Source organism: Caproiciproducens puteiluti (genome assembly GCF_052442865.1).
In the GTDB taxonomy this organism is placed as follows: domain Bacteria; phylum Bacillota; class Clostridia; order Oscillospirales; family Acutalibacteraceae; genus Caproiciproducens.
Genome location: NZ_CP194790.1, coordinates 851,133 through 876,785 on the forward strand (window position 1 = coordinate 851,133; position 25,653 = coordinate 876,785).

At 52.2% G+C, this 25,653-nt stretch carries 24 protein-coding genes, 1 pseudogene and 1 riboswitch; of the genes and pseudogenes, 10 read left to right on the forward strand and 15 right to left on the reverse strand.

Annotation, left to right across the window (positions count from 1 at the left end; all coding sequences use genetic code 11):
* Positions 1-30 precede the first annotated feature (30 nt).
* The 13 genes and pseudogenes from ACRQU7_RS04150 to ACRQU7_RS04210 form a co-directional block, all read right to left on the reverse strand.
* The gene (locus ACRQU7_RS04150; RefSeq protein ID WP_038322701.1) at positions 31-393 is read right to left on the reverse strand and encodes a 4Fe-4S binding protein; all 363 of its coding nucleotides are present in this window, start codon (positions 391-393) and stop codon (positions 31-33) included.
* 7 nt (positions 394-400) lie between these two features.
* Positions 401-1,480, reverse strand: a complete 1,080-nt coding sequence (locus tag ACRQU7_RS04155) for a hydrogenase large subunit (protein ID WP_038322703.1) — start codon at positions 1,478-1,480, stop codon at positions 401-403.
* Positions 1,481-1,498: 18 nt separating this feature from the next.
* Positions 1,499-1,834, reverse strand: a complete 336-nt coding sequence (locus ACRQU7_RS04160) for an NADH-quinone oxidoreductase subunit C (protein WP_038322705.1) — start codon at positions 1,832-1,834, stop codon at positions 1,499-1,501.
* A gap of 2 nt (positions 1,835-1,836) precedes the next feature.
* The gene (locus ACRQU7_RS04165; RefSeq protein WP_038322707.1) at positions 1,837-2,292 is read right to left on the reverse strand and encodes an NADH-quinone oxidoreductase subunit B family protein; all 456 of its coding nucleotides are present in this window, start codon (positions 2,290-2,292) and stop codon (positions 1,837-1,839) included.
* Between the two features lie 17 nt (positions 2,293-2,309).
* Entirely contained in the window at positions 2,310-3,173 is an 864-nt protein-coding gene (locus ACRQU7_RS04170; protein ID WP_038322708.1) for a respiratory chain complex I subunit 1 family protein, read from the reverse strand.
* Position 3,174: 1 nt separating this feature from the next.
* On the reverse strand, positions 3,175-5,001 hold the full coding sequence (locus ACRQU7_RS04175) for an NADH-quinone oxidoreductase subunit 5 family protein (protein ID WP_444643946.1): 1,827 nt from the start codon (positions 4,999-5,001) through the stop codon (positions 3,175-3,177).
* 401 nt (positions 5,002-5,402) lie between these two features.
* A complete protein-coding gene (locus ACRQU7_RS04180; RefSeq protein WP_444643948.1) occupies positions 5,403-7,124 on the reverse strand; it encodes a DUF4080 domain-containing protein in 1,722 nt (573 codons plus the stop codon).
* Positions 7,125-7,449: 325 nt separating this feature from the next.
* Positions 7,450-8,004 carry a rubrerythrin family protein gene (locus tag ACRQU7_RS04185; protein ID WP_444643950.1) on the reverse strand — a complete coding sequence of 185 codons (555 nt, stop codon included), beginning with the start codon at positions 8,002-8,004 and terminating at the stop codon, positions 7,450-7,452.
* Between the two features lie 47 nt (positions 8,005-8,051).
* Positions 8,052-8,345 carry a hypothetical protein gene (locus tag ACRQU7_RS04190; RefSeq protein ID WP_444643952.1) on the reverse strand — a complete coding sequence of 98 codons (294 nt, stop codon included), beginning with the start codon at positions 8,343-8,345 and terminating at the stop codon, positions 8,052-8,054.
* 299 nt (positions 8,346-8,644) lie between these two features.
* Positions 8,645-9,313, reverse strand: a pseudogene (locus ACRQU7_RS04195) (hypothetical protein); the annotation flags it as partial.
* Between the two features lie 189 nt (positions 9,314-9,502).
* The gene (locus tag ACRQU7_RS04200) at positions 9,503-9,877 is read right to left on the reverse strand and encodes a desulfoferrodoxin (protein WP_038322714.1); all 375 of its coding nucleotides are present in this window, start codon (positions 9,875-9,877) and stop codon (positions 9,503-9,505) included.
* Between the two features lie 78 nt (positions 9,878-9,955).
* Positions 9,956-10,771: a family 1 encapsulin nanocompartment shell protein gene (locus ACRQU7_RS04205; protein WP_444643955.1), complete on the reverse strand. Its 816-nt coding sequence runs from the start codon at positions 10,769-10,771 to the stop codon at positions 9,956-9,958.
* Positions 10,772-10,789: 18 nt separating this feature from the next.
* Positions 10,790-11,161, reverse strand: coding sequence for a demethoxyubiquinone hydroxylase family protein (locus ACRQU7_RS04210; RefSeq protein WP_444643957.1), 372 nt, complete (start codon positions 11,159-11,161; stop codon positions 10,790-10,792).
* Positions 11,162-11,658: 497 nt separating this feature from the next.
* On the opposite strand from ACRQU7_RS04210, the gene ACRQU7_RS04215 reads away from it, so the two are divergent.
* Together ACRQU7_RS04215 and ACRQU7_RS04220 are read left to right on the forward strand one after the other, a co-directional pair.
* A complete protein-coding gene (locus ACRQU7_RS04215) occupies positions 11,659-12,516 on the forward strand; it encodes a response regulator (RefSeq protein WP_444643959.1) in 858 nt (285 codons plus the stop codon).
* Complete coding sequence (locus ACRQU7_RS04220) at positions 12,516-12,977, forward strand: chemotaxis protein CheX (protein WP_444643961.1); 462 nt, start codon at positions 12,516-12,518, stop codon at positions 12,975-12,977. The genes ACRQU7_RS04215 and ACRQU7_RS04220 overlap by 1 nt, the downstream gene beginning before the upstream one ends.
* Before the next feature lie 75 nt (positions 12,978-13,052).
* Here the strand turns inward: ACRQU7_RS04220 and ACRQU7_RS04225 are convergent, their stop codons facing one another.
* Complete coding sequence (locus tag ACRQU7_RS04225; RefSeq protein ID WP_444643963.1) at positions 13,053-15,527, reverse strand: methyl-accepting chemotaxis protein; 2,475 nt, start codon at positions 15,525-15,527, stop codon at positions 13,053-13,055.
* 12 nt (positions 15,528-15,539) lie between these two features.
* A complete protein-coding gene (locus ACRQU7_RS04230) occupies positions 15,540-16,037 on the reverse strand; it encodes a chemotaxis protein CheW (protein ID WP_141827261.1) in 498 nt (165 codons plus the stop codon).
* Positions 16,038-16,107: 70 nt separating this feature from the next.
* Positions 16,108-16,190: riboswitch (cyclic di-GMP riboswitch) on the reverse strand.
* A gap of 219 nt (positions 16,191-16,409) precedes the next feature.
* On the opposite strand from ACRQU7_RS04230, the gene ACRQU7_RS04235 reads away from it, so the two are divergent.
* The 8 genes from ACRQU7_RS04235 (at position 16,410) to ACRQU7_RS04270 (ending at position 25,652) form a co-directional block, all read left to right on the forward strand.
* Positions 16,410-16,973, forward strand: coding sequence for a tyrosine-type recombinase/integrase (locus ACRQU7_RS04235; RefSeq protein ID WP_038322910.1), 564 nt, complete (start codon positions 16,410-16,412; stop codon positions 16,971-16,973).
* A gap of 275 nt (positions 16,974-17,248) precedes the next feature.
* Positions 17,249-18,889, forward strand: coding sequence for a M20/M25/M40 family metallo-hydrolase (locus ACRQU7_RS04240; RefSeq protein ID WP_444643966.1), 1,641 nt, complete (start codon positions 17,249-17,251; stop codon positions 18,887-18,889).
* Between the two features lie 255 nt (positions 18,890-19,144).
* Complete coding sequence (locus tag ACRQU7_RS04245; protein WP_444643968.1) at positions 19,145-20,998, forward strand: hypothetical protein; 1,854 nt, start codon at positions 19,145-19,147, stop codon at positions 20,996-20,998.
* Positions 20,999-21,227: 229 nt separating this feature from the next.
* Positions 21,228-22,133 (forward strand): DUF2156 domain-containing protein, encoded by a 906-nt coding sequence (locus tag ACRQU7_RS04250; protein WP_141827264.1) that lies wholly within the window; start codon positions 21,228-21,230, stop codon positions 22,131-22,133.
* A complete protein-coding gene (locus ACRQU7_RS04255) occupies positions 22,124-23,755 on the forward strand; it encodes a GNAT family N-acetyltransferase (RefSeq protein ID WP_444643970.1) in 1,632 nt (543 codons plus the stop codon). Before ACRQU7_RS04250 ends, ACRQU7_RS04255 begins: the two co-directional genes overlap by 10 nt.
* Positions 23,715-24,407 (forward strand): hypothetical protein, encoded by a 693-nt coding sequence (locus ACRQU7_RS04260; protein WP_444643972.1) that lies wholly within the window; start codon positions 23,715-23,717, stop codon positions 24,405-24,407. The genes ACRQU7_RS04255 and ACRQU7_RS04260 overlap by 41 nt, the downstream gene beginning before the upstream one ends.
* Before the next feature lie 35 nt (positions 24,408-24,442).
* Positions 24,443-24,964: a transcription repressor NadR gene (locus ACRQU7_RS04265; RefSeq protein ID WP_444643974.1), complete on the forward strand. Its 522-nt coding sequence runs from the start codon at positions 24,443-24,445 to the stop codon at positions 24,962-24,964.
* Positions 24,965-25,061: 97 nt separating this feature from the next.
* Positions 25,062-25,652, forward strand: coding sequence for a hypothetical protein (locus tag ACRQU7_RS04270; RefSeq protein WP_038322725.1), 591 nt, complete (start codon positions 25,062-25,064; stop codon positions 25,650-25,652).
* Position 25,653: the final 1 nt, after the last annotated feature.

Here is a 25,653-nt window from a genome sequence, read left to right on the forward strand (position 1 = left end):
ATAACGGCTCCTTTTTGTTCTTAATGGTTTTTAGGACGCGTTCTGATTCTCCACGGGGGTCTGGCAAACGGTATCGATGGTCTTGCGCTGAGCGGGCTCGGTGTAGCTCTGATGCATGGAAAGGCATTTCTTGGGGCAGCTTTCCACACAGTAGCCGCACTGGATGCAGCTGAAGCGCTGAATAGACCAGCTTTTTTCTCCCCGGTTCACCTGAATGGCGCCGGTCGGGCATTTTTTGGAACAAAGTCCGCAGAAAACACAGGCGTCCACGTCGTTTTCAATATGGCCCCTTGTGCGCTGAGGATATTCTCTCGGCTGCTCCGGATAAGGCCGGGTGGCCGGTTTTGAAAATAAATTATGCAGTTCGATTTTTGCAAAAGTCAGTAAACTCATTATTTCATCACCTTTCGGTACAGCTGATGCAGGGATCGATCGTCAATATTAAAATGGGGACGTCGGCAAGCTGACAGCCCTTCATGGTTTCCAGCATTCCCGGCAGATTGGCAAACGTAGGGGTGCGCACCCGCATCCGGTCCAAAAACTTGGTTCCGTTTGCCTTCACATAGTAAATCGCTTCGCCGCGCGGCTGCTCCACCCGCATGAAATATTCCCCCTGCGGGAAGCCCTTGACCGGGACGGAAACCTCGCCGTTCGGAATTTTTGCCGCCGCCTGGCGGATGATGTCGATGGACTGGAAGATTTCCCGGATACGCACGTCGGTCCGCGCGTAGCAGTCGCCCACGTCGCTCGTGATCGGCTCAAAATCGAGGAAGGGGTACGCGGCGTAGCCGAGCTTGCGGGTGTCGCGGCTGATGCCGCTGGAACGCATAAACGGTCCCACGGCGCCGAGGTCGAACGCCTGCTGCTTCGATAGGAAACCGACGTCACGCAGGCGGCTGTTGACCGCGGAATTATTCAGAAAGGTTTTGACAAGCTCCTTCAGATCGCGTTCCATGTCGGCGAAGACACCCAGAAACTCCCGGATCATGTCGTTGTCCATATCCTTGCGCTGGCCGCCGATCTTATTGACCGAGAAAATCACGCGGCCGCCGGTGGAATACTCAAACATATCCAGCACCTTTTCACGCATTCTCCAGGTTTCCATGAACAGGCTTTCAAAGCCGAACGCGTCGGCCAGCAGGCCGAGCCATAAAAGATGGCTGTGAATCCGCGACATCTCACACCAGATGGTGCGCAGGTATTTGGCGCGGGGCGGAATTTCCACTTCCATGATATTTTCCACCGATTCACAGTAGCCCATTCCGTGCATAAAGCTGCAGATTCCACAGATTCGCTCTGCAACATAAACATATTCGTTAAAGTCTTTTTTCTCCACCAGCTTTTCAAGACCCCTGTGCACAAAGCCGATGGAAGGGATCGCCTCTACCACCTTTTCGTCTTCCAGCACCAAGTCAAGATGAATCGGTTCCGGAAGGACCGGATGCTGAGGACCGAACGGTACAATGCTGCGTTTAGACATCTGGTATCACTCCTAGATTTATTTAAAAGGCGTTTTCTTCTCGGTGCGGTACAGGGTACCTTTATAGTCGAGAGAAATCATCTTGATCGGTACGCCGAAAAGATCGTGGATTTCGTTTTCATATAAGAAGGACGCGGGATAAATACCGCTGATGCTGGGAATTTCGACCTCTTCGCCGATATTGAAGCGCAGGGTGTACAGATCGAAATCCTTTCCGAACGAATAGGAAAGCTCGTAGCCGTCGGGGATTCTTGTGGCGCAGATCTGCACCAGGCGGCAGCTGCTGCCTTTCATTTTCAGGACCTCTTCCAGCAGGACCTCGGAAGAAATGGGGATGATAATATTTTCCGGCATGATTAAGCCTCCTTGTGCAGCGCCGCCGCGCCGAATTTTTTCAGCTCGCGTTTTCTGTCCAGAAGCGCGACTGCCTTGACCACGCCGTCAATAATCGCTTCCGGCCTTGCGGCGCAGCCGGGAACGTAAATGTCCACGGGGATCACCTTGTCCACGCCGCCCAGGATATTGTAGCACTCCTTGAAAATCCCGCCGTCACAGGCGCAGATGCCGACCGCGACGACCACCTTGATTTCCGGCATCTGGGAGTAAATCTGTTTTACCACCAGCTCGTTCTGGTGGTTGATGCCGCCGGTAATCAGAAGGATATCGGCGTGTTTGGGGTTGCCGGTGTTAACGACGCCGAAGCGTTCAATATCGTAAACGGGCGTCAGGCAGGCCAGAACCTCAATGTCGCAGCCGTTGCAGCTGGAGCCGTCGTAATGCAGAAGCCAGGGGGATTTTGATATCTTCATCATTCGCTAAAGCACCTTCCTTAATGAATGAGCGTCAGGATCAGCAGGTTAATGCCGCCTGCGACCAGTGTGACCAGCCAGGTGGAACCGAGCATTTTATCCCATTTGACACGGGGAAAAAGATTGTCGATAAAAGTTTCAAGGACAAAGGACAGAGCACATACCAGCACCGCGGCAAGGATGCTCCACCACTGCAGGTTGATGATGAACAGTCCGATGAAACCGAGAAGAAGCACGTCTTCATACCAGCCCGCAAGCTCCACCAGCCCCAGAACGTTGCCGGACAGCTCCGTCGTAAGGCCCTTTACCATCTCCTGATGGGCGTGGTGCGAGGTGCTGATGTCGAACGGCGACTTGCGCAGCTTGATCGTCAGAATATACAGAAATCCTAAAAACATACCCGGAAGAACGGCAATGGCGGAGGATCCCGTATGTACGATATCGCTTACGTTAAAGCTGCCGTCGGCAATATAAAACCCGATCGCCGCCAGAAGCATCATCGGCTCATAGGCCATCATCTGTACCAGTTCCCTCTGTGCGCCCATAGCGCTGTAGGGGGAATTCGCCGAGGTCGCGGACAGGATCAAAAACACCTCTGCCAGCGTCAGCGCGAAGAAGACGAGCAGAAGATCGCCGCCCGCGAAGAAAATGCATCCCGTAAATACGACGAATACAAAGAAACCGCCGACCAGAAAATCCTGTACGCCGTTTACCACGACGGACTGTTTGGAAAAAAGTTTGTGCAGGTCGTAAAAGGGCTGTAACAGCGGCGGACCCTGACGGCCCTGAAACCGGGCGCCGATTTTTCGATCGATCCCGGAGAGCAGACCGCCCAGGAAGGGAGCCAGAATCAGGAACAATATAATTTTCAGTAAAATCTGCATCTTAAATCACACCTCCGATTGCAACGACCATCAGGACGATCAAGCCGGCGGAGGCGAGAACCAGCGAGGGCTTCAATATCTTCTTTTCCCCGAAAAGATCCTCCATATACCAGTTCGCAAGATACATGGACGATTCGTGCCCGAAGGAATCCGTAAAATGACGGTCGTCGCCGCTGTTGGCGCCGCTCATATAGGAGATGACGATTTTATTCCTTTTGCCGAAGGTCAGCAGGCGCACCATAACGGGCAGAACCAGAATGGTGCAGAACATCAAAAGCATGATTTTGAGGTCGCTGCTGCTGATGAGCGTCATTAAAGGCTCATGGAACGTCTGAATCAGGAAGGGCTGCACCAGATAGGTGGACAGCAGCGGGAAGGAGACGCACAGGGCAATGACCAGGATCGCCAGCGTGTAAATGGAAAACCAATCGCTTTTTTCCAGCTTGTCGGGAAGCCGTTCGGAGCGGTGGATCACCGCGACAAGCTTGCCCAGCCATTTTCCCCAGTAGAACAGGGTGCTGGCGCTTCCGAACACCAGAAAAAGCACCAGCCAGACGCTTTTGGAATCCACAAACGCCTTGAGCGCCGCCCATTTGGAAATCAGCATGCCGAAGGGCGCGAGGAACATCCCGCAAATTCCCACGATCATCACGAAAGCCAGCTTCGGCAGCTTGATGATCAGGCCGTGCATATCTTCGATATTGCGGCTGCCGGTGCTGTTTTCCACCGCGCCGACCGAAAGGAACAGCAGCGATTTGGAAACCGCGTGGAACACCAGAAGCAGGATGCCCGCCCACACCGCTTCATGCAGGCCGACGCCCGCGCACGCGGTAATCAGGCCCAGATTGGAAATGGTGGAATACGCAAGCACTTTTTTGCCGTCGCTCTGCGAAATAGCGAGCAGGGAAGCGGCAAAGAAGGTGAATCCGCCGATGGTGGTGACCATGATTCCCGCCAGGTTGCCGCTGAGCGCGGGGGAAAGGCGGATCAAAAGGTAAACGCCGGCCTTGACCATCGTTGCGGAATGCAGCAGGGCGGAGGTAGGCGTCGGCGCGACCATAGCCCCCAGCAGCCAGCGGGAAAACGGCATCTGCGCGCTTTTGGTCAGCGCCGCGAAAGCCAGCAGAATGACCGGGATGAGTGCTGCCTGGTTCCCTGTGCCCAAAGTGACCAGATCCTGAAGATTGGCGATATCCAGCCGGAGGGAACAGTACAGGATGGCCCCCGCAAAGCCGAGGCCGCCCAAAAGGTTCATCCAGAGCGCGCGGAAAGAGTTCCGAATAGCCTCCGGAGTCTGATTATAGCCGATCAGCAGGAACGAACAAATGCTGGTGATTTCCCAGAAGAAATAAATCCAGGTGAGATTGCTGGAAAAGACCAGTCCGAACATCGCGCCCAGAAACACGAAAAGCATGGCGAAGAAAAAGGGCGACCTGTCTTTGTACCCGGTGTGATGTTTGTGGTATTCCCTGATGTATCCCACCGCGTATACGCAGATCAGGCACCCCACGATACCGACCACCATGCACATGATAATCGTGAGGTCGTCTACAATAATATGGTTTCCGCCTTCCGCAGAATGACCGGTAAGCTCCATCCATGCAACGGGCAGGGTCTGCGCCGCCGAAAGCAGGGCACAGTAATACTGCTTATACCGGAAGGAATAGTAAAACACAAGACCCATCAGCCCGAATTCCGCCAAAAGCATCGCCTTGTCGAGCAGCTGGGTTTCCGCAAGGTAAGACTGGTTCGCCCCGCCAAGCAGGGAACTTACGGAAAAAGCGACCACCATCACGACGAGGACGGCACAGCTTGAAAATACAATCATATCCCGCAGTTTTCCTGGTTTGACCATGGATAGAATCAGAGCTGCAATAAAAGGAAAGATTATGAGAGTAACTATCATTGCAATAAAACCACCATTTCTCCATGTTAACTTTTCTGTCCACTACACCAATTCCACAACACTTTTCCCCTGTGTGGCAAATAAATGTTGCATTTATAACAGAAGCATTCCTATGATAATCAAAATTTCTCGGATGTGCAAGGTTAATATTTACCCTTTTTCTTCGGATTTTGGAATGGATTTTATGTAAATTTTAAAAAGTACAGATTATGGAAAAATTGAAAGAGCAATTTTGTTACTATAAGGCTGTTATAAGAATTATTTTAAAAATAGAAGGAAATTCAATTGTATATAACGAATAAAAAACGGTCCGCCGGACGGTGTTAACGTTCGGCGGACCGAGTGGAATCTTTCCAGAATTCGGGCCGGAATTCAAAGAGAGGATATTCCCCGCTGACAGGATTTCGGTTTTGATAATCCGCATAAACCAGGCGGTGTCCGGTGTACAGCAGGGCGTAGCCTCTCTTTATCCCTTTTGAGGGACGGTTTGTATCCTCAAGCTCGCGGATTGCCCTTCCCAGCGCGGGATCGCGGACGCGCAGGACGGGCGGGAGCCTGCCCGAAGCGTTGGTGGACAGCCGGTCGCAGACCATCCTGTCGCGCAGAGCCTCCCTGTCAATGCCGCTCTGCCCGCTGAAAAAGGCAAAGAGTAGGGCGGTATAGTCGTCCAGCGAAATTTTATCCGTTCCCTTTCGGACGGCGAATTCGCCGAACCGGTCAAACAGCCCGAACGGCGTCGTTCCGCTCTTTTCCAGAAGATAGGGGAGGGTCCTGCGAAAGCGGCCGCTGTTGTACAGGCGCTCCAGAGCGTCTTCCGTATGATGCAGCCGCAGCAGCTCTTCTTCGGAAAGCCAGGGAGTCCGTGTTATCTCATACGGCGGCTGATTGTCATACCGGCAGGGAAATTCCTCCGGATTTTCCCGCATGGGCGCGCCGTACAGCAGCTTTAGAAAGCCCAGCTGCAGCATGTTGGGTCCCAGAGAATACGCGGTATTGAAGCTTTCGGCGAAGCTGGCGAAATCCTCGTAGGGCAGGCCCGCGATCAGGTCGATGTGAATATGCATATTCGCGTTGGCAATCAGCCGGCGGATGTTTTCCTTCAGCCGCTCCACGTCCGTTTTCCGGTTGATGGCGGCAAGCGTTTTGGGGTTGAAGCTCTGCAGCCCGATTTCCAGCTGCATGGCGCCGACGGGTGCCTGCGCCAGAAGATTCAGTGTTTCCTCATCCAGAAGATCGCCCGCGATTTCAAAATGAAAGCACACTCCGGCGGGAATTTCGGTTCCGTAGTTCTCGATAATGAAGCGGAACAGCTCGATGGCCCGTCTGCGGTTCGCGTTAAAAGTGCGGTCTACCAGCTTTACCGTTTTTGCGCCGCTGCGGGCCAGCAGCAGCAATTCCTTTTTGGCCCTGTCCAAGTGAAAGAAGCGCGCGCTGCCACACCGCCCGGAAAGACAGAAAGCGCAGGAATAGGGGCATCCGCGGCTGGTTTCCAGGTACGCGATGCGCCCCTTCAGCGCGTTCAGATATTTTGAGGTGTACGGCGAAGGCGGGTCTTCCTCCGGGGTGTAGGGAGGAACGGTCACCGCCTGTCCGCCGCGGCGGTAACAGACTCCGGGAATGTTTTCGGGTGTTTCCCCGCGGCTGATTGCGTTCAGCAGAAGGGCAAAAGGCTTTTCGCCTTCCCCTGAGAGAACGTACTGCACCTCCGGTTCCCCGCACAGCAGCTTTTCCGCGCAGTAGCTTACCTCCGGGCCGCCCAGCACGACGACGGCACCGGGCAGGCGGCTCTTCACAAGCCGTATCAGCTCCTTTGTAGCGGAGATATTCCAGATGTAGCAGCTGAAGCCGATCACCCGCGGGTTCAGCGCCAGGATGCGCTGTGCGACGTCCTCCAGCCGTTCGTTGATCGTGCCCTCCACAACCTCAGCGGAAATTTCCGGCCCACAGTAGGCGTCTACACCCGCCGAAAGGCACCACGGAGCGAGGGAGGAATGAATATATTTGGAGTTTAAAACGCAGATGGCTGCGGTCAAATTGTTTTTCATTTATATAATATACCCCTTTTTCCCGCCGGCCGTTCCCACCGGCGGGGAAGCTGTTATACCACAGGCGCACGGAGCCGTTGAGGCGTTTGCCGCCTTGACTTGCACGATTTGTCGCAATCCGGCAGTTTGGCTGCAACCTGCCGGTATCATAGCTACTTTGTGGCTATTATACCATACTTCCGTTTTTCCGTCAGTATTTCCCGCAGCGGGGCGGAACCGCACATTGACGAAAAAAGGAGGATGTCTTACAATAAGGCATCCTCCTTTCATCGGAGCGGCTGTTTTGTTTTTGATACGGATCAAATTTTCGGTGTGGTATTTACAGTCAGAACTTTACGTACAGTTCTTTTTTTGCTCCGCAGATTGGGCAGCTGTCGGGTGCGCCGTCCAGAATCGTGTGGCCGCAGACCGGGCAGACGTAAACGGATTTCAGTTCGACATCTTTCCCTTCCTTTGCGGCGTTCTGTGCTTTCTGGAACAGTGCGGCGTGAATCTTCTCCGCCTCAAGCGCAAAGTGGAAGGAACGCTGCGCGCCGGGTTCCTTCTGAAATTCTGCGGCGTTCAGGTAAACGGGATACATCTGCTTCACTTCGTGAAGCTCGCCGTTGATCGCGCCCTGAAGGTTCTCCACTGTTTTGCCGGTTCCGAAAACTGCTCCGGCGGTCACTGTGGCGTCCGCGGTGCTGCCGCCGATTTCGCGGAAATGGTTGCCCGCGTGTACTCTTTCGGCATAGGCGATTGCCTCAAACAGCTTTCCAATGTTTGGAAAGCCCTCTTTGCGGGCCACCTCCGCCCAGATCAGATATCTCATGTGAGCCATGCTTTCCCCGCCGTACGCGGAATGAAGAAAATCGAAAGTCATTGCATTTTTTACAGGCATTGCTTTATTCCTCCTTAATTTTGATAATTCTTAAAATATCCGGTTCGTTACTTGGCCTCTGCGGGCTGCAGGCGACGGCGGTAAGAATCTCCCTTTGCCACGGAGCTTAAAATTCTGAACAGGGTCAGCGCCGGGGAAGAATGCGCGGATGTGAACGAGATGCCGTTCATGTTGTTGATGTGGTAGATGACGGAGTCCAGCTCGGATACGCCGTTTTGATTGTCGTAGCGGAAGGAAATATCATCCCTGTCCGTAAGTGCGTTTATGTTGGTGATGCCGAAACGAACTTCGTCCTTGTTCGAGATACCGTTCATATTGGTGATACTGAAATTGTCTGTCATTTGAAAAACCTCCAATAAATTAATAATAGTAATTGTTATTATTTTATTGTTTATAATATACTCTTTATTACTCAACATTGCAAGTGTTTCCTGAGAAAAATTGCAGTAATAATTTAAGAATAATTTGTATATATTCTACAAATACGCCTGACTTTGACTTGCTGTGCAGGGATACTGCATCTGTAAAAATTCCAAATCTGAAGAAAAAAGGTGATGGACTGCCTTACACTCGGCAGTCCATCACCTTTTTGGGGGCGCGGTCAACGTCCGGATTTTCCCACGGAGAGGGAAAATTCAAATTATTTGCTTTCCTCTGTTGAAATCATCTGTTTCCCAATCTCTTCGCTCTGTTCCAGAATTTCAAAATGGTAATTGTCGTCCACTGAAATATGATAGCCATAGGATTTTTCGGTATCGGTTCCGGGCACGGTGTATGTGAATCCGACGATATAATAAACCGGGTCGGCGGTAACGAATCCGTAGAAGCGGCCGTTTACGGAGTCCCGTGCGATCCCGTGCTCCTGAACCAAACGCTGTTCCGCGTACTGCAGTGCGGCGCTGGCCCGGTTGGTGGCTTCCTGCATCCCTTCCGAGGACGGTTGATCGGCTGTGATATGTCTGTAAAAAGAGAATACGGTCAGAGATAACGCCATTGCCAAAACCACAGCGGAAAAGGCGACAGTAGCTTTCTTACCGGGCTTTTTTTGCCGGAACACTTTTATCAGCATGCCCGCAATACCGCATGCCATTACGGTATCCGCGATGACATGAAACCATTTTGCGTGGGATTCCATAAAATCTTCAGGGACGATTGAAATGCCGCTGAACACGGCTATGATAAGAGAAATAATGAAAATTGTGCGATAGATCCGCACACTTTCGCTGTCGTCTTTGTCTTGATGCCAATAATAGCCGCTTCCTGCAAGCGTTAATAAAGCAGCTGTCAATATAACGTATTCCATGGCTGGCTCCCTCTTTCCGTTTGGTGGTTAGGCGTTGCTAACTGGATGCTTTCATTGTATCACCGCTTCTTACTCTTTGCAACCGGATGACGCGGGACCTTGTAACAGCGTCTGCTTCGTGCGAAAAGGAAAAGAACCTTGCGAAACCGCAAGGTTCTTTTCCGATTGAGGTTGTATGTGAAAGCCCGGAAAGTGTTAAAAATCCGCTTTCCACAGGCCGTGCAGGTTGCAGTATTCGTAGACGGTGCCGGAGGCGACCTCGTTGAATTCCGCTTTTGGCTCCATGCCGGGCTTCAGATAGGCGATTTCCACCCTGTCGTCCGTGACAAGGGCAATCCACTCAATGTGGTGCTCGGGGAGCATCGGGTGCAGCACCGAACCGACGGATACCTTGATTTTTCCGCCCTCGCGCGTGACGGCCGGCACATGCTTTTCCTGTGCGGCGTCTGTGGTGTTGGCTTCCAGCTTGGTCATTTCCTGACCGCAGCAGGTAAGCGTTCCGCCGCCTTTCTTGATCAGGGCCACCATATTTCCGCACAATTCACAACGATAGAAAGCAACTTCAGACATTTTACATTTCTCCTTCATTCATCCATTTATAATGTTATTGATCATACAGGTCCGACCTGCACAGATTTCACAGTGGATTTATTCAAAAGCCACAACGGCTTCTTTGCGCCTGATGCGCGGCAGCACCGTCTCAAGAATGCGGAAACGATGATTCAGGTCCTTTTGCTCCAGATAGGCGGTCGCCAGATCCTGTCCGATGACCAGGTCCATGTATCTGGGTTCGGAGCAGACGAGAACCGCTCTTTCAGCGCCGAGCACCGGCGAGGTGAACACATTGCCCTTTAGCAGCCTGCTGATCCGCTCAATTTCCAGCAGACCGGTTCCCGGCTGAATCCGCTGCAGCTTCAGATAGAGGTCGGGGCTGACGATCAGCGCATAGGCGCCGTAAATACCGTTTGCCGTGAACCATTCCAGGCCGGCTGCAAGGTCGGAAAACGCGTTTTCATCAGCAGCCCAGTCCGACCGTTTAATCCTGTGGATCCCGGACGCCGTCAGCAGCCCTTCGTATCCGTTCGCTTCGCTGCCGAAAAAGATCAGGCGGTCTTCCTTCCTTGCGCAGGTTTCCGCGGCATAAGCCGCGCCGGAAAGGTCGGTCGGGTAACCGGTTTTGCCGTCGCTTTCCAAATCCTTCGCTAAAAGGGTAAAGTCCTCGTACAGCGTGGGGATTTGAACGTAGCTTCTGCCCTTCGTGGTAATCAGGCCGTCCGCCTCGGCTTCGTCAGCCGATTTGGAATCGTCCACCCGGATGCTTTCCGCTCCGATTCCCAGCGGGCCGTAGATATGCAGAAATTTTCTTCCCGTCAGCGCGGAGCGTGCCGCACTGATTACCTCGGAGTCGATTTTTTTCCATAGGTCCGATCCGATCGGAGCATTTTCTCTGGATAAGTAACTCATGATGATACCTCCTATATTCTATTGGTTAAGCAGGCCGCCTACGGTAAGCTCTGCGTGTGTTTCGGCGTTCTGTTGTGTGGGCGGACCGGAAAGGCCGAGTCCCTCCAGCATTTCTTTTACCTCCGATTCCCCGGAAGCGAACCATTCGGCCTCTTTCGGGTCCAGGTTCCGCAGCAGCGTCATCAATTCCCCGACGTGCGCTTTTTCCTCGTCGCGTATATCGCCGATCACTTCCTTGGCCATTACATTGTCCGTGGCCTGAACATGTGCGTCGTAAAGGTAGATCGCCTCCAGTTCACCGGCGATATCCAGCCGGATTGCCTGAATCAGTTCCTCCTTTGTCAATTTCCGTTCGACATTCCCCTGAAAGGGATTTGCAAAAGCTGGCATTTGATTGTCCTCCCAATAATTATAATTTAATAATAATAACTGTTATTGTTTTACTGCTATTAATATACACCCTTTTTCTTCCGATTGCAAGTACCTGAAGCAAAAAAATAATCATTTTTTTACAGCATTTCCAGCTGATTCTGCAACAAGGTTGCGTTCCTCCCCCGCCTTTGGCGGGGGAGGAACGTGTTTTTTTCGCAAACGGGAAATGGAATTGCTGTAAGACTTTACGGAAAAGCACACAATGCGGATACTTTTCCGGGACGGAGCATTGACCGGCAAGCAGGCTCGCAGAGAGACACGGCCAACAAGGGGCATCGGTCTCTGTGCTTTTGTTTTAGAATTTGTGGTGGGAACAGGAAAAAGAATGGTTAAATTCCAGATTGATAATTGCAAAAAAATACCTTATACTCATTTATATGACAAAATTTGTGACAGATGATTTCCAATTTCTGAAAGCCCCCATCAACTAAATCATATAAAAAGCTGGGATGAATGTGAAAAAAATCAGAATTGTAGTGGTTGACGACTCTCCCTTCTCGGTTGCTATGCTGACCAACACCCTTACTTCCAGGGGATTTCTTGTCGAAGGAAGCGCCAATACCCTGGAGGAAGCCGTAGAGGCGGTTTCCAGGCTGAAACCGGACCTTGTTACAATGGACATGACGATGCCGGGCGCGGATGGGATTGAATGTACGCAGGCGATCCGCGCGGTCGACCCCGATGTAAAAGTAATCATTGTAAGCTCCATGATGGACGACGAAATTGTGCGCCGGGCGCAAAAGGCGAAAATATCCGGTTATGTGCAGAAGCCCGTGGATGAAGAGGAGCTTTGTCTGGCGGTTCAGAGGGCGGTGTCCGACGACGAACTGTTCGTACAGCTTGACGGCCTGTATTACAATGTGTTTCAGGAAGCGCTGTCCGATACGTTCAATAAGTTTTTCAAATCCGTTCCCGACTTTCAGGAAAAGCAAACCACCAGAGAAGAACAGGTTTCAAGGGGCATGTCGGTCGTCATGGGGATTATCGGCAAGTACGGCGGCAGGATGATTCTGGATATGTCCGAGTTAACCGCCGGGAACATAGCGAAATTTCTGCTGAAAAAAGAGGAGCCGACCAAGGAGCAGATCATCAATGTGATGGGAGAGCTTTCCAATATTATAGCCGGCAACGCCTGTTCGCTGATGAATCAAAACAATTCGCTTTTCGGGCTGCGCGTAGCGCCCCCGACGATTGTATACGGCGAATGTATTAAAATATCCAAATCGGTGCTGGATACGGTTTCTTCCGCAAAGGCGGCGACCGATTTCGGGGAAGTCTATTTCAATGTAGGGTTTAACAGGGGCGTGAACTGATGAATAAAGATTATATAGAATCGTTTTCCACTGCTTTTCTAAATGTAATGCCACAGCTCGGGATACCGGATGTTCAGTACAAAGGGGAAACGGAATGCGGCCGTTTGATCCGTTCGCCCGGTGTTGTAGTGGTAGTTGGCATCACGGGCGACCTCCACGGAAACGTGTATTTTACCATGCAGGAGGACTGCGCGAATTCGATCGCATCCGCCATGATGGGCGGGATGGAGATTTCCCAGTTCGATGAAATGGTGCAGAGCGCGGTGTCCGAGCTCAGCAATATGCTCGCCGCGACGGCCTGTACAGATCTGTCCGAGAAGGGAATCCGCGCCGACATCTCCACACCGACGCTGATACACGGCGATTTTACGGCGGATACGAGCCTGAAACAGGCCGCCTGCCTTGAAATGCTGGCGGGAGGATTTTTACTCGGCATCTACCTCTCACTGGAAAAGAAATAAAAAACGTACACGTACATAGTAAAAAGGATTCGCGGCAGATTGCCGTGAATCCTTTTTTGTGCTGGGAGGAAAAAATCAGTATTTTCCCGTTTCGGCAGCCACGGCCGTTTTTGGCTGGGCCGCTTTGCCCGTCTTGGCAGCGGGTCTCTGGGAGGTGAGTGTCTGGGAGGTAAGTCCCTGGCTGTCCCTGAGGAGGAACTTGCCCACCATCTGCGTAAGCATATCCGCCTGTCCGGAAAGCTCTTCGCTGGATGCGGCGCTTTCCTCCGCTGTGGCGGAGTTTGTCTGTACCACACAGGAAACCTGCTCCAGCCCCTGGTCGATCTGTGCAATCGCCGCGGCCTGCGCTTCGGAAGCGGCTGCGATTTCGCTGACGATAGCCGCGGATTTCTCTACATTCTGCGCGATGACTTCGAGCTTTTCGGCCGTCTGGTTCGCAAACTTTGTACCCAGCTCGACCTTGCTTGTGGAGCCCTCGATCAGCGCAGTCGTCTCCTTTGCCGCGTTGGCGCTCTTTGCGGCAAGGTTGCGCACTTCGTCCGCGACCACGGCGAAACCCTTGCCGTACTGGCCCGCCCTTGCGGCTTCCACCGCGGCGTTCAGGGCGAGAATATTCGTCTGGAAAGCAATGTCGTCAATAACCTTGATGATCTTGGAGATGTTGGCCGAGGACTCGTTGATCTGCTGCATGGAGTCCAGCATCTGGGACATCTGATGGTTGCCCTCCGCGGCCTGTTCCTTCACCTGGGAGCAAAGAGTGTTCGCCTGCGTCGCGTTAGCGGCGTTTTCTTTTGTCTGGGCGGCAATTTCCATGATGGAGGAGGTCAGCTCCTCCACTGAGCTTGCCTGCTCCGTGGCGCCCTGCGCCAGCGACTGGCTCGCGTCGGAGACCTGCTTGGAGCCTACCGAGACCTGGTCGGCGGCGTTGTTGATCTCGCTGAGCAGCTCGTTGAACGACTGGATCGTGTGGTTGAGGGAGCTCTTGATTTCGTTGTATTTTCCCTGATACTCCCGGGTCACCTCCACCGTCAGGTTGCCCTGCGCCAGCTGGGACAGGACGTCCACGGATTCCCCGATCGGAACGGAGAAGGCCTCCATCGTCTTGTTCATGCCGGAAATGATCTCGCGGTAGCCGCCTTCAAACTCCGATTCATCGCCGCGCGCGTCCAGATTCCCTGCGAGCGCTGCTTCGGCGAGGGTATTGGATTCCCCGATCAAGTCGTGGAGGGCCTGCATCATGGCCAGCGCAGACGGCAGAAGCTGGTCGTTTTCCGACCGTTTGCCGATTTTCCGGTAGGTTTCAAGCGGGCTGATATCGCCTTTTGCAAGCAGAATAAAGGTATCCTGAACATTTAGCAGGCTTTCCCGCACCCGGTTGACGGATTTGGCGAAATCGCTCATCATGCCCTTGTAATCGTCGGACATTTTCAGCGAATAATCGTTTACCGCCATTTTTCCCAGCATCAGACCCGCTTCGTTCAGCGGGACGGTAATGGTCTCCAGCGTCCGGTTGAATCCTTCGATAATTTCTGCGTAGCCGCCCTGGACTTTGTTTACGTCTCCTCTTACGGTCAGATCGCCGTTGGTTCCCGCTTCCACCAGTTTTCCGGCTTCGCCGAGCAGAGCGTACAGTGAGGTCCTCACAGCGCTCAGGTGGTCGATCAGCTGGGCGAAATATCCCTTATAGGAATTGTCCAGTATTTCCAGTTCTTCTCCCCGCGACATTTTGTCGATGTATGCGGAAGCAACATTCAGCGGAACGGCAATGGAATCGAGCATATTGTTGAACTGGCCAATCACGTCGGCAAACAGCCCTTCCATATCGCCGTGGCTTCCGCGTTCGGAAAGGTTTCCTTCGGCAACCGAAGCGGCCACCCGCCGGGTCTCACCGGCAAGAGAAGCCACCGAACGGCGCACGCTGTTCAGGTTGTCGATGAGTACGGAGTATCTGCCCTGATAATGGTTCTGCATATCCTCCTGATGCTCGCCGTTTGCCAGCCGGGCCGCAAAAGCGCAGGAGAGATCGACGGGCTCTCTGACGGAGTCCGACAGACGGTCGATCCCCGCAAGAATTTCCCGCCAGTCGCCCTGATACAGGCTCAAATCCGCCCTGGCATCAAACTGCCCCGCCGACACGGAATCCGTATACAGGGCGGTGTCTTTTTTCAGCCGGCGCAGGGAAATCGTCAGCTCCTGAAGCGCTTGGGTCAGGCCGTTCATTGTCTCATCGGGGATTTCGGGAGCTTCGGCGCTGAAGTTCCCTTCGGCAAGGGCGGCGACTGTCCGGGTGAGCGCGCTGATCGGATTGCCGACACTGTGGGAAAGCGCGGTGATTTTCTGGGATGCATACCCCGCGCACACCAGAACCAAAACAATCATGGCGGTGACGGATAAGTAAAAAATGCCGGAGAATCCTCCCGTGCTTTCCCGTGTGGAAATACCAAGCAGGATGCACGCTGCGGCGGCGATTACGAGATTGGAGGAAACGTTCAATCTCATGACGGCTTTTTTCCATCTTTGTGTATGGCTGTTTTCGCTGTTTTTTTCCATCTTTCTAACTCCTTATGCTTCAATTTGGTCCAACACCCGGACCTCGTCCTCTTTAAAAAGCTGTTCGCAGTCCAGCAAAAGCTGAACCGTGTCTCCCGCTTTCCCGATCCCTTTGATAAACCGGTTCCGATAGCCGATTTTCATGTCGGGGGGCGGGGCGACGCACTCGTCCGGAATCATGGCGACTTCCCGGACCTCGTCGACGATCAGGCCCACCGTGCAGTCCCCGATTTCCACAACAATGATGCAGGTTCGGGAGGTGTAGGGGACGACCTCCTTTCTGAACCGCAGCCGCATGTCCGCGACCGGTATGATTCTTCCTCTCAGATTGATCACCCCTTTGATATAGGGCGGCGCTCCGGGAAGAACGCTGATTTTTTGCACTCCGACGATTTCCGTGACATAACAGATCTCAATTCCGTACAATTCCTCATCGAGTGCAAAGGTGAGGAATTTTCCGTGCTGTGTATCCTGTTCCTCCTGTATGATCTTTGTGAGCGTTTCCTTCATCCATCTTTCTCCTTTCTGCAAGTTTTGGGCGCTATAAAAAGCCGTGGCACAATGTACCACGGCAATTCAGCATGGCAACCCGGCTGTCTTAGCAAAAGCCTTAGACCCGAAGCTTTGCGTCCCCGTCTTTTGGCGGGTTTGCTTTTTTCATTGATCATTTTCGTTATTCGATTTCAGTTTCGATAGAAAACCAATGAATCAATCTCATAAATTTGTTTCATCTTAGGCTGATAAAATTTGGCTTTATATCGGGATATTTCTTTTCATTCCTTTATTTCATTTTGAAAAATGCCATAATACAGAGGAAACTTTTTCTTCATAAATTCTATATTTGATTGCTTGAATGAAAATTTTAGGAACAGGGTGAAAAAAATGACGGTGGAACCGATCCGGGACAAAGAGAATATCAAGAAGATGTTTTATTATTTGAACGGGAGAGATCGAAAATATGGACTTCTGTTTAAATACGGTCTTAATACGGGGCTGAGAATCAGCGATATCCTGCCGCTGAAAGTAGATGATATTTTTAATGAAAGCGGAAAGTTCAGAGAGTATCTTGTCATCAGGGAGAAAAAAACCAGCAAGGTAAAAAAGATTAAACTGAATAACGCAATCCGCAAAATGCTTTACGAATATGTGAGGGAATACAGGCTTTCCGGTAATTCTTACCTCTTTTACAGCAAAAAGAGCGGCGGTCATATTCAGCGCGTGCAGGCCTACAAAGTGCTGAAGGAGGCGGCGACCGTCTGCAATGTTGAAAATTTCGGGACGCACAGTATGAGAAAGACATGGGGATACTGGACCTATAAGGCTTCCAAATACAATATTGGATTGATTATGGAAATGTTCAATCACAGCTCTCAGAATGTAACGCTGCGTTATATCGGGGTCAGCCAGGACCAGAAGGACGAGCTTTACTCTTTGGTACAATTTTAAGTCGATTTTTGTCGGATTAGATTAATTAATTCATGAAATGTGACGATATAAAACATGAAACAAATTTATGAGATTGATTCATTGACTTCCATTATTTTCCTGTTAATCTCTAGTTTACATAGAAAACCGCCCCGCCGGCAGAGCTTCCGGCGGGGCGGTTTTGTTCCGGATATCTTCCGAAATCCATCCATTCCGCCGTTGAAAACAGCGGCGGCCGAGAATATAATGGAAAGTACAGTCAAAATAAAATGGAAGAAAGACCATGGGGATATTTCATGCTGAATGAGACAATTTACCAAAATTTTTTGGGATTATGCGGGGTGCCGAGCGTTTCGGAAACCGACGGCGAATGGAAGATGGCCGAAAAAATCGCCGCGATGCTGAAAGAAATTCCGTATTTTCATTCCCGTCCGCACCAGGTGCGGCTTTGCCCGGTGCCGGGCGACCCCTGCCGCAGAAGCTTTGTGTGCGCGCTTCTGGAAGGTGGGATAAAGTGCGAAAAAACGGTGCTCCTGCTCAGCCATTTTGATGTGGTGGGCGTTGAAGAGTTCGGGGTACTGAAGGAACTTGCCTTTGACCCGGTAGCTTATACGCATTATTTAAGGACCCATCCCGAGGTGCGGCTGCCCGAAGAAGCGAAAAGGGATCTGGAATCCGGCGATTATCTATTTGGCAGGGGAACCATGGACATGAAGTTCGGCATTGCGGCCGATCTGGAAATGCTGAGAAGGGCCGGGGAGCATCTGCCTGATTTTGAGGGAAACCTGCTGTTCCTTTCCGTCCCGGATGAAGAGGCAAATTCTGCCGGTATGCTGGCCGCGGTGGAGCTGCTGCTGTCCATGAAAAAGGAAAAACGGCTGGATTACCGCTGCTGCCTCGTATCCGAGCCCCATTTCCCCAAATATCCGGGGGATGAGGGAAAGTATCTTTATACCGGGACGGTGGGAAAGCTGCTTCCGGCATTCTACTGCGTCGGAAGGGAAACGCACGCCTGTGAGCCGTTCGCGGGCTTGAACCCCAACCTTCTGACCTCCAAAATCATCGAAAGGGTGGACTCGAACCCGGAGCTGTGCGATTTTGCCGGGGGGACACATGTTCCGCCGCCGGTTTGTTTAAAGCAGGCGGATGTCAAAACGGCCTATTCCGTACAGACGCCGACTGCAGCGTATGCGTATTTCAACTACATGACCCTGACGCAGACGCCCGAACAGGTGATGGAGCGCATGATTCACGCGGCGGAGGACGCTTTTTCCGCGGCTCTGGAAGATATTCGGAATAACACCGGAAAATACGCGCGGATCACCGGGAACCCCGCCCTGCTGCCTTCCGTGGAACCAAAAGTAGTTTCCTTTCAGGAGCTGTACGATTGCTGCCTGAAAGCGCACGGCCAGGAATTTGACCGGCATATGAAGGAATATATCCGTAAACTGCAGGCGGAAAATCCCGGCGAGGACCTGAGGAAGCTGTCGGTCGCGGCTGTCAGGGAAGCCCATACCTTTTACCCGTACCGAGGGCCGATGGTGATCGTCTTCTATGCGCCTCCGTTCTATCCGCATTCCGACCTTCCTTCTACGGACAGCAGAGCGGTGGAAACGGCGGGATATCTTGTGGAGACGGCTCGGATGCAGTACGGGGAAACCTTGCTGACGGAACCGTTTTTTTCCGGCCTGTCCGACATGAGCTATCTGGGATTGTCCGCCCGGATTGACATTTCCGGCTTGGCGAAGGATTTTCCCGTATGGGGTTCCGGGTACCAAATCCCTTTGGAAACGATCGCACAGCTCAACATCCCGTTTCTGAACATCGGGCCCCACGGCAGGGACGCGCATCAATTTACGGAGAGGCTGTACCTTTCGTACTCTTTTGAAAAAGCGGTGCCGCTGCTCTGGGCCGCCGCCCGGCATCTGCTGGCTTAGCCCGGCGTTCCGGAAAGCGTGCTTTGCCCGGCTGCGGGATATTCGGCGTAAAAACGAAAGCTTATTATAAGTTTGTTTTAAGCTTGCGGTTTTTGCATTGATTCATTATAATAGGGAATATGGAAAATATCCCCACATTGCCCGGGGTCAGCGGAAACGCTCTTCATTAATCGGGAAAAGGGACGATATATTCTATAATAAGGAAAGACAGAAGCCGAAACGGGTTTTTCTTTGCTCACAGAAGGAGGAATTTGATTGAAAAAGATACTTTCCGTTTTATTGTCGCTGGCGGTGATCGTTTTGTCGGCCCCGGTAGCCGTACAGGCGGCGTCCAGTGACGAAATTATCGATAAACACGGTGCAAAAACCTACCAGGGAACTACTTCCGCGTGGGGTACTACATGGAATGAGGACAATTTTACGGAAGTGACCAATTCCAACGTGACCGCCAGCGGCAACCTGACCATCAAGGCGGGAGAAGTCAAGGACGTCACGGTGTCCGGCAGCAGCAGTAAGGTGACCATTTCCGGCGGCACCGTGGATGACGTCGACTGTGATGGATCGGTGCAGCTTTCGGACGGAACCGTCGGCTCTTTGGAAGCAAACGGGGATATCACGCTCAGGAGCGGCACCGTTAAGCGCGATGTCCGGTCTTACCAGAAGGTGACGATCAGCGGGAAAGTTACCGTCGGCGGATCCGTCATCGGCAATGAAGTGGTGGCCTCCGGCAGCACGGGCAGCACGGTTTCGGGCTCCGTTCAGGCCGACGGCACCATTACTTTGACCGGAAACGGACTGAAGATCAAAGAACTGGACGGACAGGATACCGCGACGCTCAATCTGAAGAGCTACAGCGGAAAGCTGCCCTACATTACGGATATGGACTCCATTGTGGTGGACGCCAGCAGCACGGTGACGGCAAACGGCAGTGTGTACGCGGGCAATTTGACGATCGCCCAGAAGGGGGAATTTGTCACCACCTCGTGGCTGGAACTGGATACGCTGACGGGACCCGGGACACTTTCCTTCAATACAGGAAAGCTGACGATTCACGACGGGATATCGGGCAAGCCGTTACTGAATTTCAACAATTCCGCCAGAGACGGCCAGACAGCCTTTAAAGCCGACAGAGGCAGAGTGGGCGAAGACGAAGTCGTCCTATATGACTTTGCTTTGGAAAGAGAAACGTCGGACGACGGCGATATGGATGAATTTGTATTGGACAGCAACCTGAAAGAAGGAATTACCCTGAGCAAATCCTCCGTTGCGCTGGACGGCAAAAATCCGGTCACGGTCGTGGCGAGCGTCAAGCCTTCCTTCTCGAAGTTTGCGGATGGAACCAAGGTCGTCTGGGAGCTGCACGGGGAAACCAGCGGCTTCACGATCAGCCAAAGCGGGCTTTCCTGCCAGGTGTCCGCAAAGGGCGCGTCGTCCGAGTCCTATAAGGCGACGCTGGTGGCTTACCTTGTAGATCAAAGGGGTGACAGGCTGGCGGATTACCGGTCCGACTCCTGTATCCTGACCTACGGTACGCAGTCGTCGCAGCCCTCCGACTCCGGGCTGACGCTGGATACCTATGCCGTCACCATCGGGGCGGGCGACACCTACTGGGTTCTGGCCGTTACGGATTCCAAAACGCCGCCGGTCGCCATGTCCTACAATTCCTCCGTGGCAAAAGTGGGAGCGGCCGCCGCGTATAATAAAAACGGAAAAACCGGCTGGGTGTATCCTGTTACCGGCGTGGCAAAGGGCGGTGTGACTATCGATATCGGCGGGCAAAAAATGATTACGGCCATCGCCGCGGGCAGCATTGTGGTGGATACCTCCTCTTACACTCTGAACCCGGGCGGAAAATACTATATCGGCGTTAAAATCGGTGGGATCGACCGCAAGAATCTCAATGTCCATTCCCAGAACGCCTGCACCTCGGTCGATTACGCCGGAAAAAATAAAAGCGGGCTGGACCTGTATGTGGTGACCGGCAGGCAGACCGGGGTCGGAGCCGTTATTTTTGAAATTGTCGGCGGCCAGTCGGTACAGGCACAGATCACTGTGGAAAACGGCGCCAAGCCGCACGGCGTGAGCGCCAGACTGATTGCGGCGGCGTAGCCGTATCAAAGTCGCGGCGGCATAGAAAGGCCGATTTCAAAATCAGGGAGCATATCCGGAAAAGCCCGCGAAACGGGCGGTTTCCGCATATGCTCTTTCCGTTTTCTTTTTGTTTGCCGAAGCGGAATTTCTGCCCTGCAAAAAATTTGCTGCCTCTGGGCTGAAATTTTGAGTTTTGTGGTATAATAGGAATGATCCTCAAAAGTAAGAGATAATTTAAGGAGAATGTATGCTTTCATTCAAACCAATCGAAGCCGATAATATTTTGGCTTTATCCAAGTATTTCGAGTACCAGCAGTACAGGACCTGCGACTATTCTATCGCAGGAATCTTTATGTGGAGGAAATTTTTTTACAGCGAGTATGATATCTATGAAAATATGTTGCTTTTCAAAGTTACATATCTGAACGGGGCGGTCGCGTTTACTTTCCCGGTCGGCCCCGGCTCCGTTGACGGTGCGCTGACGCAGCTGGAAAATTACGCAAGGGAAAAGGACATCCCCCTTTATTTTTGTACGGTGCCGCTGAACGCGCTTGACGTACTGGAAAAAAGGTACGGCGGCAGAATTACCCACACGGAAAACCGCGACTGGTTCGACTATCTGTACCTGTGTTCCGACATGCAGACGTTTGCCGGAAGAAGGTTCAGCGGCCAGCGCAACCATATCAATAAGTTTAAAAAGCTTTATCCCGATTACCGCTATGTTCCCATTGAAAACGGAAATATAGACAGAGTGGTCGAATTTTTCGGCAGCTATGCGGAAGAGCACGTCAAGGACAACCCCATCGCCAAAGAAGAATCCTTCCGGGCAAAGGAAATTCTCCCGTATTTTGAGCAGTTTGGGCTGTGCGGCGGTTTTGTCGAGGTGGAGGGGAAAATCGTTGCCTTCTCCGTGGGGGAAATCGTGGGGGATACCCTGTTTGTCCATATTGAAAAAGCGCTGAAGGAATATGAAGGCTCCTATCAGGTAATGGTAAAGGAATTTGCCGTACATGAGGCGGATGAGAGAGTGATCTATATTAACCGCGAGGAGGATATCGGCGACCTGGGGCTCAGAACCTCCAAGCTGTCCTATCACCCCGTTCACATACTGGAAAAGTATTTCGTGACAGTGGAGGAATCCGCATGGAAATAGCCGAAATTTCCGAATTTGACTGGGAACAGGCCGCCGATCTGGCGGTTTCCTGTTTTATCAATGATTTATATTTTCAAAAGATGATCCCGGAGGAACAGGAAAGAAAATCGGAGCTGAAGAAAAATTTTCTGGACGCCGTTTCTTACTGCGGCGCGGAGGATGGGGCGTACGGCATCCGCGAAAACGGATGCCTGATCGCTTTTGTCCTTTTTTTCGACTACGACCGGCTGAACAAGTCCAATCCGCGGCAGATGTCCCGGTTTTTCGGGTATGAGGCGAGCGGAAGGTCCCGTTTCCAGCTGACCCATCCGTCCACCATGTCGGACCGCAAATTTATTCAGCTGAAGGCGGAGGAATGCGGCGTCCGCACTACCTATCTTCTTTCGCTGGGCGTCGACGAAGCACACAGGCGTGCGGGTCTGGCTACCCGCCTGGTTCAGTTTGTGCGCGAAAGCTCCCCGAACCATTCCCTGCTGAGCGATATCTCCAATCCGGAATCCCTCGGCATTTACAAAAAGCTGGGGTTTCGCATTGACAGGATCAGCGGGGATTATTATCTGGTCAAGGGAAGTCCGCTGACGGAAAGCTTCGGCTCGGGAAATGCGGAAAAGCTTTATCTGGCGGTTCCCAATGAAGAAACGCTTTCAACTGTGTTCGGTGAAAAGCAGATTCCGCACCGTGCGGCGGAAATACAGGGCTTTCGGATAGAGAAAAACAGCGCCGTTTACAGCTTTATCAAAAAGCCGTCGGAGCGCTGCCGGGCGGTCATCGCGCAGGTGACCCGGGAGCAGCTGTTTTCCTATCAGAAATATATCTGCCTTGCCAACAATACGGAGGAATCCCGCACTGAAGGCGATACGGACTATTTTATTTATTACAGAACCCATCCCTATGACGGCCCGGTCCTGTATAACGGCCTGCTCAAGGAAATGCTCCCTGCCAGGCAGTCGGAGTGGAGCATCGTTCCGGATGTGTATGTGAGCTTTCCGATTGAGTACCGTGATCTCTCCGTTTTGGAAAACGCGGGGCAGGGGAAATACGATAAAACCATGGCGCAGCTTTTGGATCTGCTCGATTTCCGCACGCATTTCGAGTCGGGAGTTCCGAAGCAGAACGATTCCCCTAAAAACAGCGGCAGTTTTAAGGAGCGTATTCGGCGGTACTACCTCGGGAAAATCAAGATCGTCGTCACCTGTGAGACGACGCCGGACACCTACCTGACCGGGGGCGGCGAAATCGGCTGCCCCGCTTATGTGGACCTGATTCTTTCCGTCGACCGCCAGAGTAGCTGCGGCGTTGTGTCGGTGGTGTCCCTCTCCTGTCCTTTCCTGCTCAGCCATTTTCTGGACAGCGTTGTCCGGAACCAGTTTACGGTTAAGACGGACAACGAGAATACCGAGAATTTTTACGCATATCTTGAGCGCGGGTATCAGGTCCTCAAAAGGGGAACGCCGAAGGCGTTTGTCACCATCCCAAATCGGCGCGGTCAGATCAAAAATAACGAGCTTGCTTCCCTGCTGTTTATGGAGACCATTTATCAGCAGGGAGAAAACATGGGCAGGGGTCATAGACCGGGACGTTGTGGAAATCGTAGAGAACGAGCATGGAATGGCGCAGTATGAATACGCCCACGGGTACGCTTATTCCAATATTTTCGTTCAGATATCGGACACGTTTCCGTTTGAAATTACGGACCGCATCGAGTTTGAATCCATTACCCAGTTCTATATCGAGCTTCTGATGTTTGAGGAATCCGCCATCGTTTCGACCAATGAAAAAATTGTGAAATTCCTTTCGCCCGGCGGCGATCCTACGCCGAACGAGGTCCTTTTCAGAACACATCAGATTTTCGATGAATACTCCCGGACGATAGAATTCTGGGATATTCAGGTCAATTACCCATCCTCCAAAAAATCGTTGGCCATGCTGCGCGACGCGTTCCGCATCAACGAGCAGCTGCAGCGTCTGGAGCGAAACCAGAATCAGCTCCAGCGCGTGTTCGATACCCAGCGCGACCTTCTGGACAGACGGGATTCTTCCCACCTGAACCATATTTTGCTGTTTTTGGCTCTGCTGCAGGTCCTGCCTCTGCTGATGCCGGGAATATTCTCCGACGGCGAAATTTTCACCCAGCAGAAAATACTGGCGTGTCTGTTTTTGGCGGGCGGGCTGTTTGTCTATGTAAAACTGAAAAACAGGATTCTGGCAAGAAGCGTAAGAGGGAAACGCTCCGGACAAAATAAAGAAACGGTGGAAAACCGTCGGATAAAATGATACCATACTGAAAAACGGAAGGAAGGGGGATACTGATGGATGCAGCGCAGAGGCGCCGGGAGATTCTTGAAATTCTGAAAAAAAGCGCACAGCCTGTCAGCGCCAGTACCATTGCCAGACAATTCCAGGTGAGCCGGCAGGTCATTGTAGGAGACATCGCGCTCCTGCGGGCGGCGAACGTCGCTATTTCCGCCACACCGCGGGGATATATCCTGACGGACGGCGCCTGTGACAAGAACCAGATCATCCGGACAATCGCCTGCAGGCACAGCAGGGAAAACCTTGCGGAAGAGCTGTATACGATTGTGGATAACGGCTGCGGCCTGATCGACGTGATCGTGGAGCATGCGGTTTACGGCCAGATTTCCGGCCAGCTGCATATTTTTTCCCGCTACGACGCCGACTGTTTTCTGGAAAAGCTGTCGAAGGACCACGCGTCGCCCTTGTGCGACCTGACAGGCGGAGTGCATCTGCACACGATTTCCTGCCGGTCGGAGGACGCGTATCAAAGGGTTCTCGCCGCTTTGGAGGAAAAGGGAATTTTGTTTTCCCGGTAAATCCTCTTGACAAATCCGAAAATTTTCTTTACAATACTAATTACAGGTGTCAAGACATATGTAAAGATAAATATGAGGATTGTCAGAGAGGGATATTATGAGGAATCGTGAAACAAAATTAATCAGTATGGTCATCGCGGCGCTGCTTTGCGCCATTGGGATCGTCATTCCGATGTTCGCCCCTAAAATTATTTTGGAACCGGCGTCCTTTACCCTTGCCAGCCATGTCCCGATTTTTATCGCCCTGTTTATTTCCCCGCCGGTGGCCGTTGCGGTTTCCATCGGAACTTCGTTTGGCTTTTTATTTGCCGGATTTCCGATCGTGATTGTGCTGCGCGCATTCAGCCATCTGTTTTTTGCGCTGACAGGCGCGTTCATTCTAAAAAGAAAAGAGAATATGCTCGCTTCCGTTGGAAAATCCACGATGTTTGGGCTTCTTCTGGCGCTGATTCACGCGGTCAGTGAAGTGACCGTCGTTACGCTGTTTTATTTTGGAAACAATATGCCGAAAAATTATTATGCCAACGGATACTTTATGTCCGTGATTCTGCTGGTTGGGGTCGGCACCATTGTTCACAGCATGGTCGATTTTGGGATCGCCCTGTTTGTGTGGAAGCCGCTGAGCCATGTGATCAACATTCCGGTCAGCGCAAAGACGGTACTGAAAAGGGAAGCTGCCGTAAAATAAA

Excerpts from the sequence above, each read along its gene's own strand:
- ACRQU7_RS04175 (WP_444643946.1), bottom strand. The coding sequence starts at position 5,001 with ATGATTGTATTTTCAAGCTGTGCCGTCCTCGTCGTGATGGTGGTCGCT.
- ACRQU7_RS04200 (WP_038322714.1), bottom strand. The coding sequence starts at position 9,877 with ATGTCTGAAGTTGCTTTCTATCGTTGTGAATTGTGCGGAAATATGGTG.
- ACRQU7_RS04255 (WP_444643970.1), top strand. The coding sequence starts at position 22,124 with ATGGAAATAGCCGAAATTTCCGAATTTGACTGGGAACAGGCCGCCGAT.
- ACRQU7_RS04220 (WP_444643961.1), top strand. The coding sequence starts at position 12,516 with ATGAATAAAGATTATATAGAATCGTTTTCCACTGCTTTTCTAAATGTA.
- ACRQU7_RS04190 (WP_444643952.1), bottom strand. The coding sequence starts at position 8,345 with ATGACAGACAATTTCAGTATCACCAATATGAACGGTATCTCGAACAAG.
- ACRQU7_RS04160 (WP_038322705.1), bottom strand. The coding sequence starts at position 1,834 with ATGCCGGAAAATATTATCATCCCCATTTCTTCCGAGGTCCTGCTGGAA.
- ACRQU7_RS04225 (WP_444643963.1), bottom strand. The coding sequence starts at position 15,527 with ATGGAAAAAAACAGCGAAAACAGCCATACACAAAGATGGAAAAAAGCC.
- ACRQU7_RS04250 (WP_141827264.1), top strand. The coding sequence starts at position 21,228 with ATGCTTTCATTCAAACCAATCGAAGCCGATAATATTTTGGCTTTATCC.
- ACRQU7_RS04205 (WP_444643955.1), bottom strand. The coding sequence starts at position 10,771 with ATGAGTTACTTATCCAGAGAAAATGCTCCGATCGGATCGGACCTATGG.
- ACRQU7_RS04240 (WP_444643966.1), top strand. The coding sequence starts at position 17,249 with ATGCTGAATGAGACAATTTACCAAAATTTTTTGGGATTATGCGGGGTG.
- ACRQU7_RS04155 (WP_038322703.1), bottom strand. The coding sequence starts at position 1,480 with ATGTCTAAACGCAGCATTGTACCGTTCGGTCCTCAGCATCCGGTCCTT.
- ACRQU7_RS04210 (WP_444643957.1), bottom strand. The coding sequence starts at position 11,161 with ATGCCAGCTTTTGCAAATCCCTTTCAGGGGAATGTCGAACGGAAATTG.
- ACRQU7_RS04180 (WP_444643948.1), bottom strand. The coding sequence starts at position 7,124 with ATGAAAAACAATTTGACCGCAGCCATCTGCGTTTTAAACTCCAAATAT.
- ACRQU7_RS04185 (WP_444643950.1), bottom strand. The coding sequence starts at position 8,004 with ATGCCTGTAAAAAATGCAATGACTTTCGATTTTCTTCATTCCGCGTAC.
- ACRQU7_RS04230 (WP_141827261.1), bottom strand. The coding sequence starts at position 16,037 with ATGAAGGAAACGCTCACAAAGATCATACAGGAGGAACAGGATACACAG.
- ACRQU7_RS04270 (WP_038322725.1), top strand. The coding sequence starts at position 25,062 with ATGAGGAATCGTGAAACAAAATTAATCAGTATGGTCATCGCGGCGCTG.
- ACRQU7_RS04170 (WP_038322708.1), bottom strand. The coding sequence starts at position 3,173 with ATGCAGATTTTACTGAAAATTATATTGTTCCTGATTCTGGCTCCCTTC.
- ACRQU7_RS04150 (WP_038322701.1), bottom strand. The coding sequence starts at position 393 with ATGAGTTTACTGACTTTTGCAAAAATCGAACTGCATAATTTATTTTCA.
- ACRQU7_RS04165 (WP_038322707.1), bottom strand. The coding sequence starts at position 2,292 with ATGATGAAGATATCAAAATCCCCCTGGCTTCTGCATTACGACGGCTCC.
- ACRQU7_RS04235 (WP_038322910.1), top strand. The coding sequence starts at position 16,410 with ATGACGGTGGAACCGATCCGGGACAAAGAGAATATCAAGAAGATGTTT.
- ACRQU7_RS04265 (WP_444643974.1), top strand. The coding sequence starts at position 24,443 with ATGGATGCAGCGCAGAGGCGCCGGGAGATTCTTGAAATTCTGAAAAAA.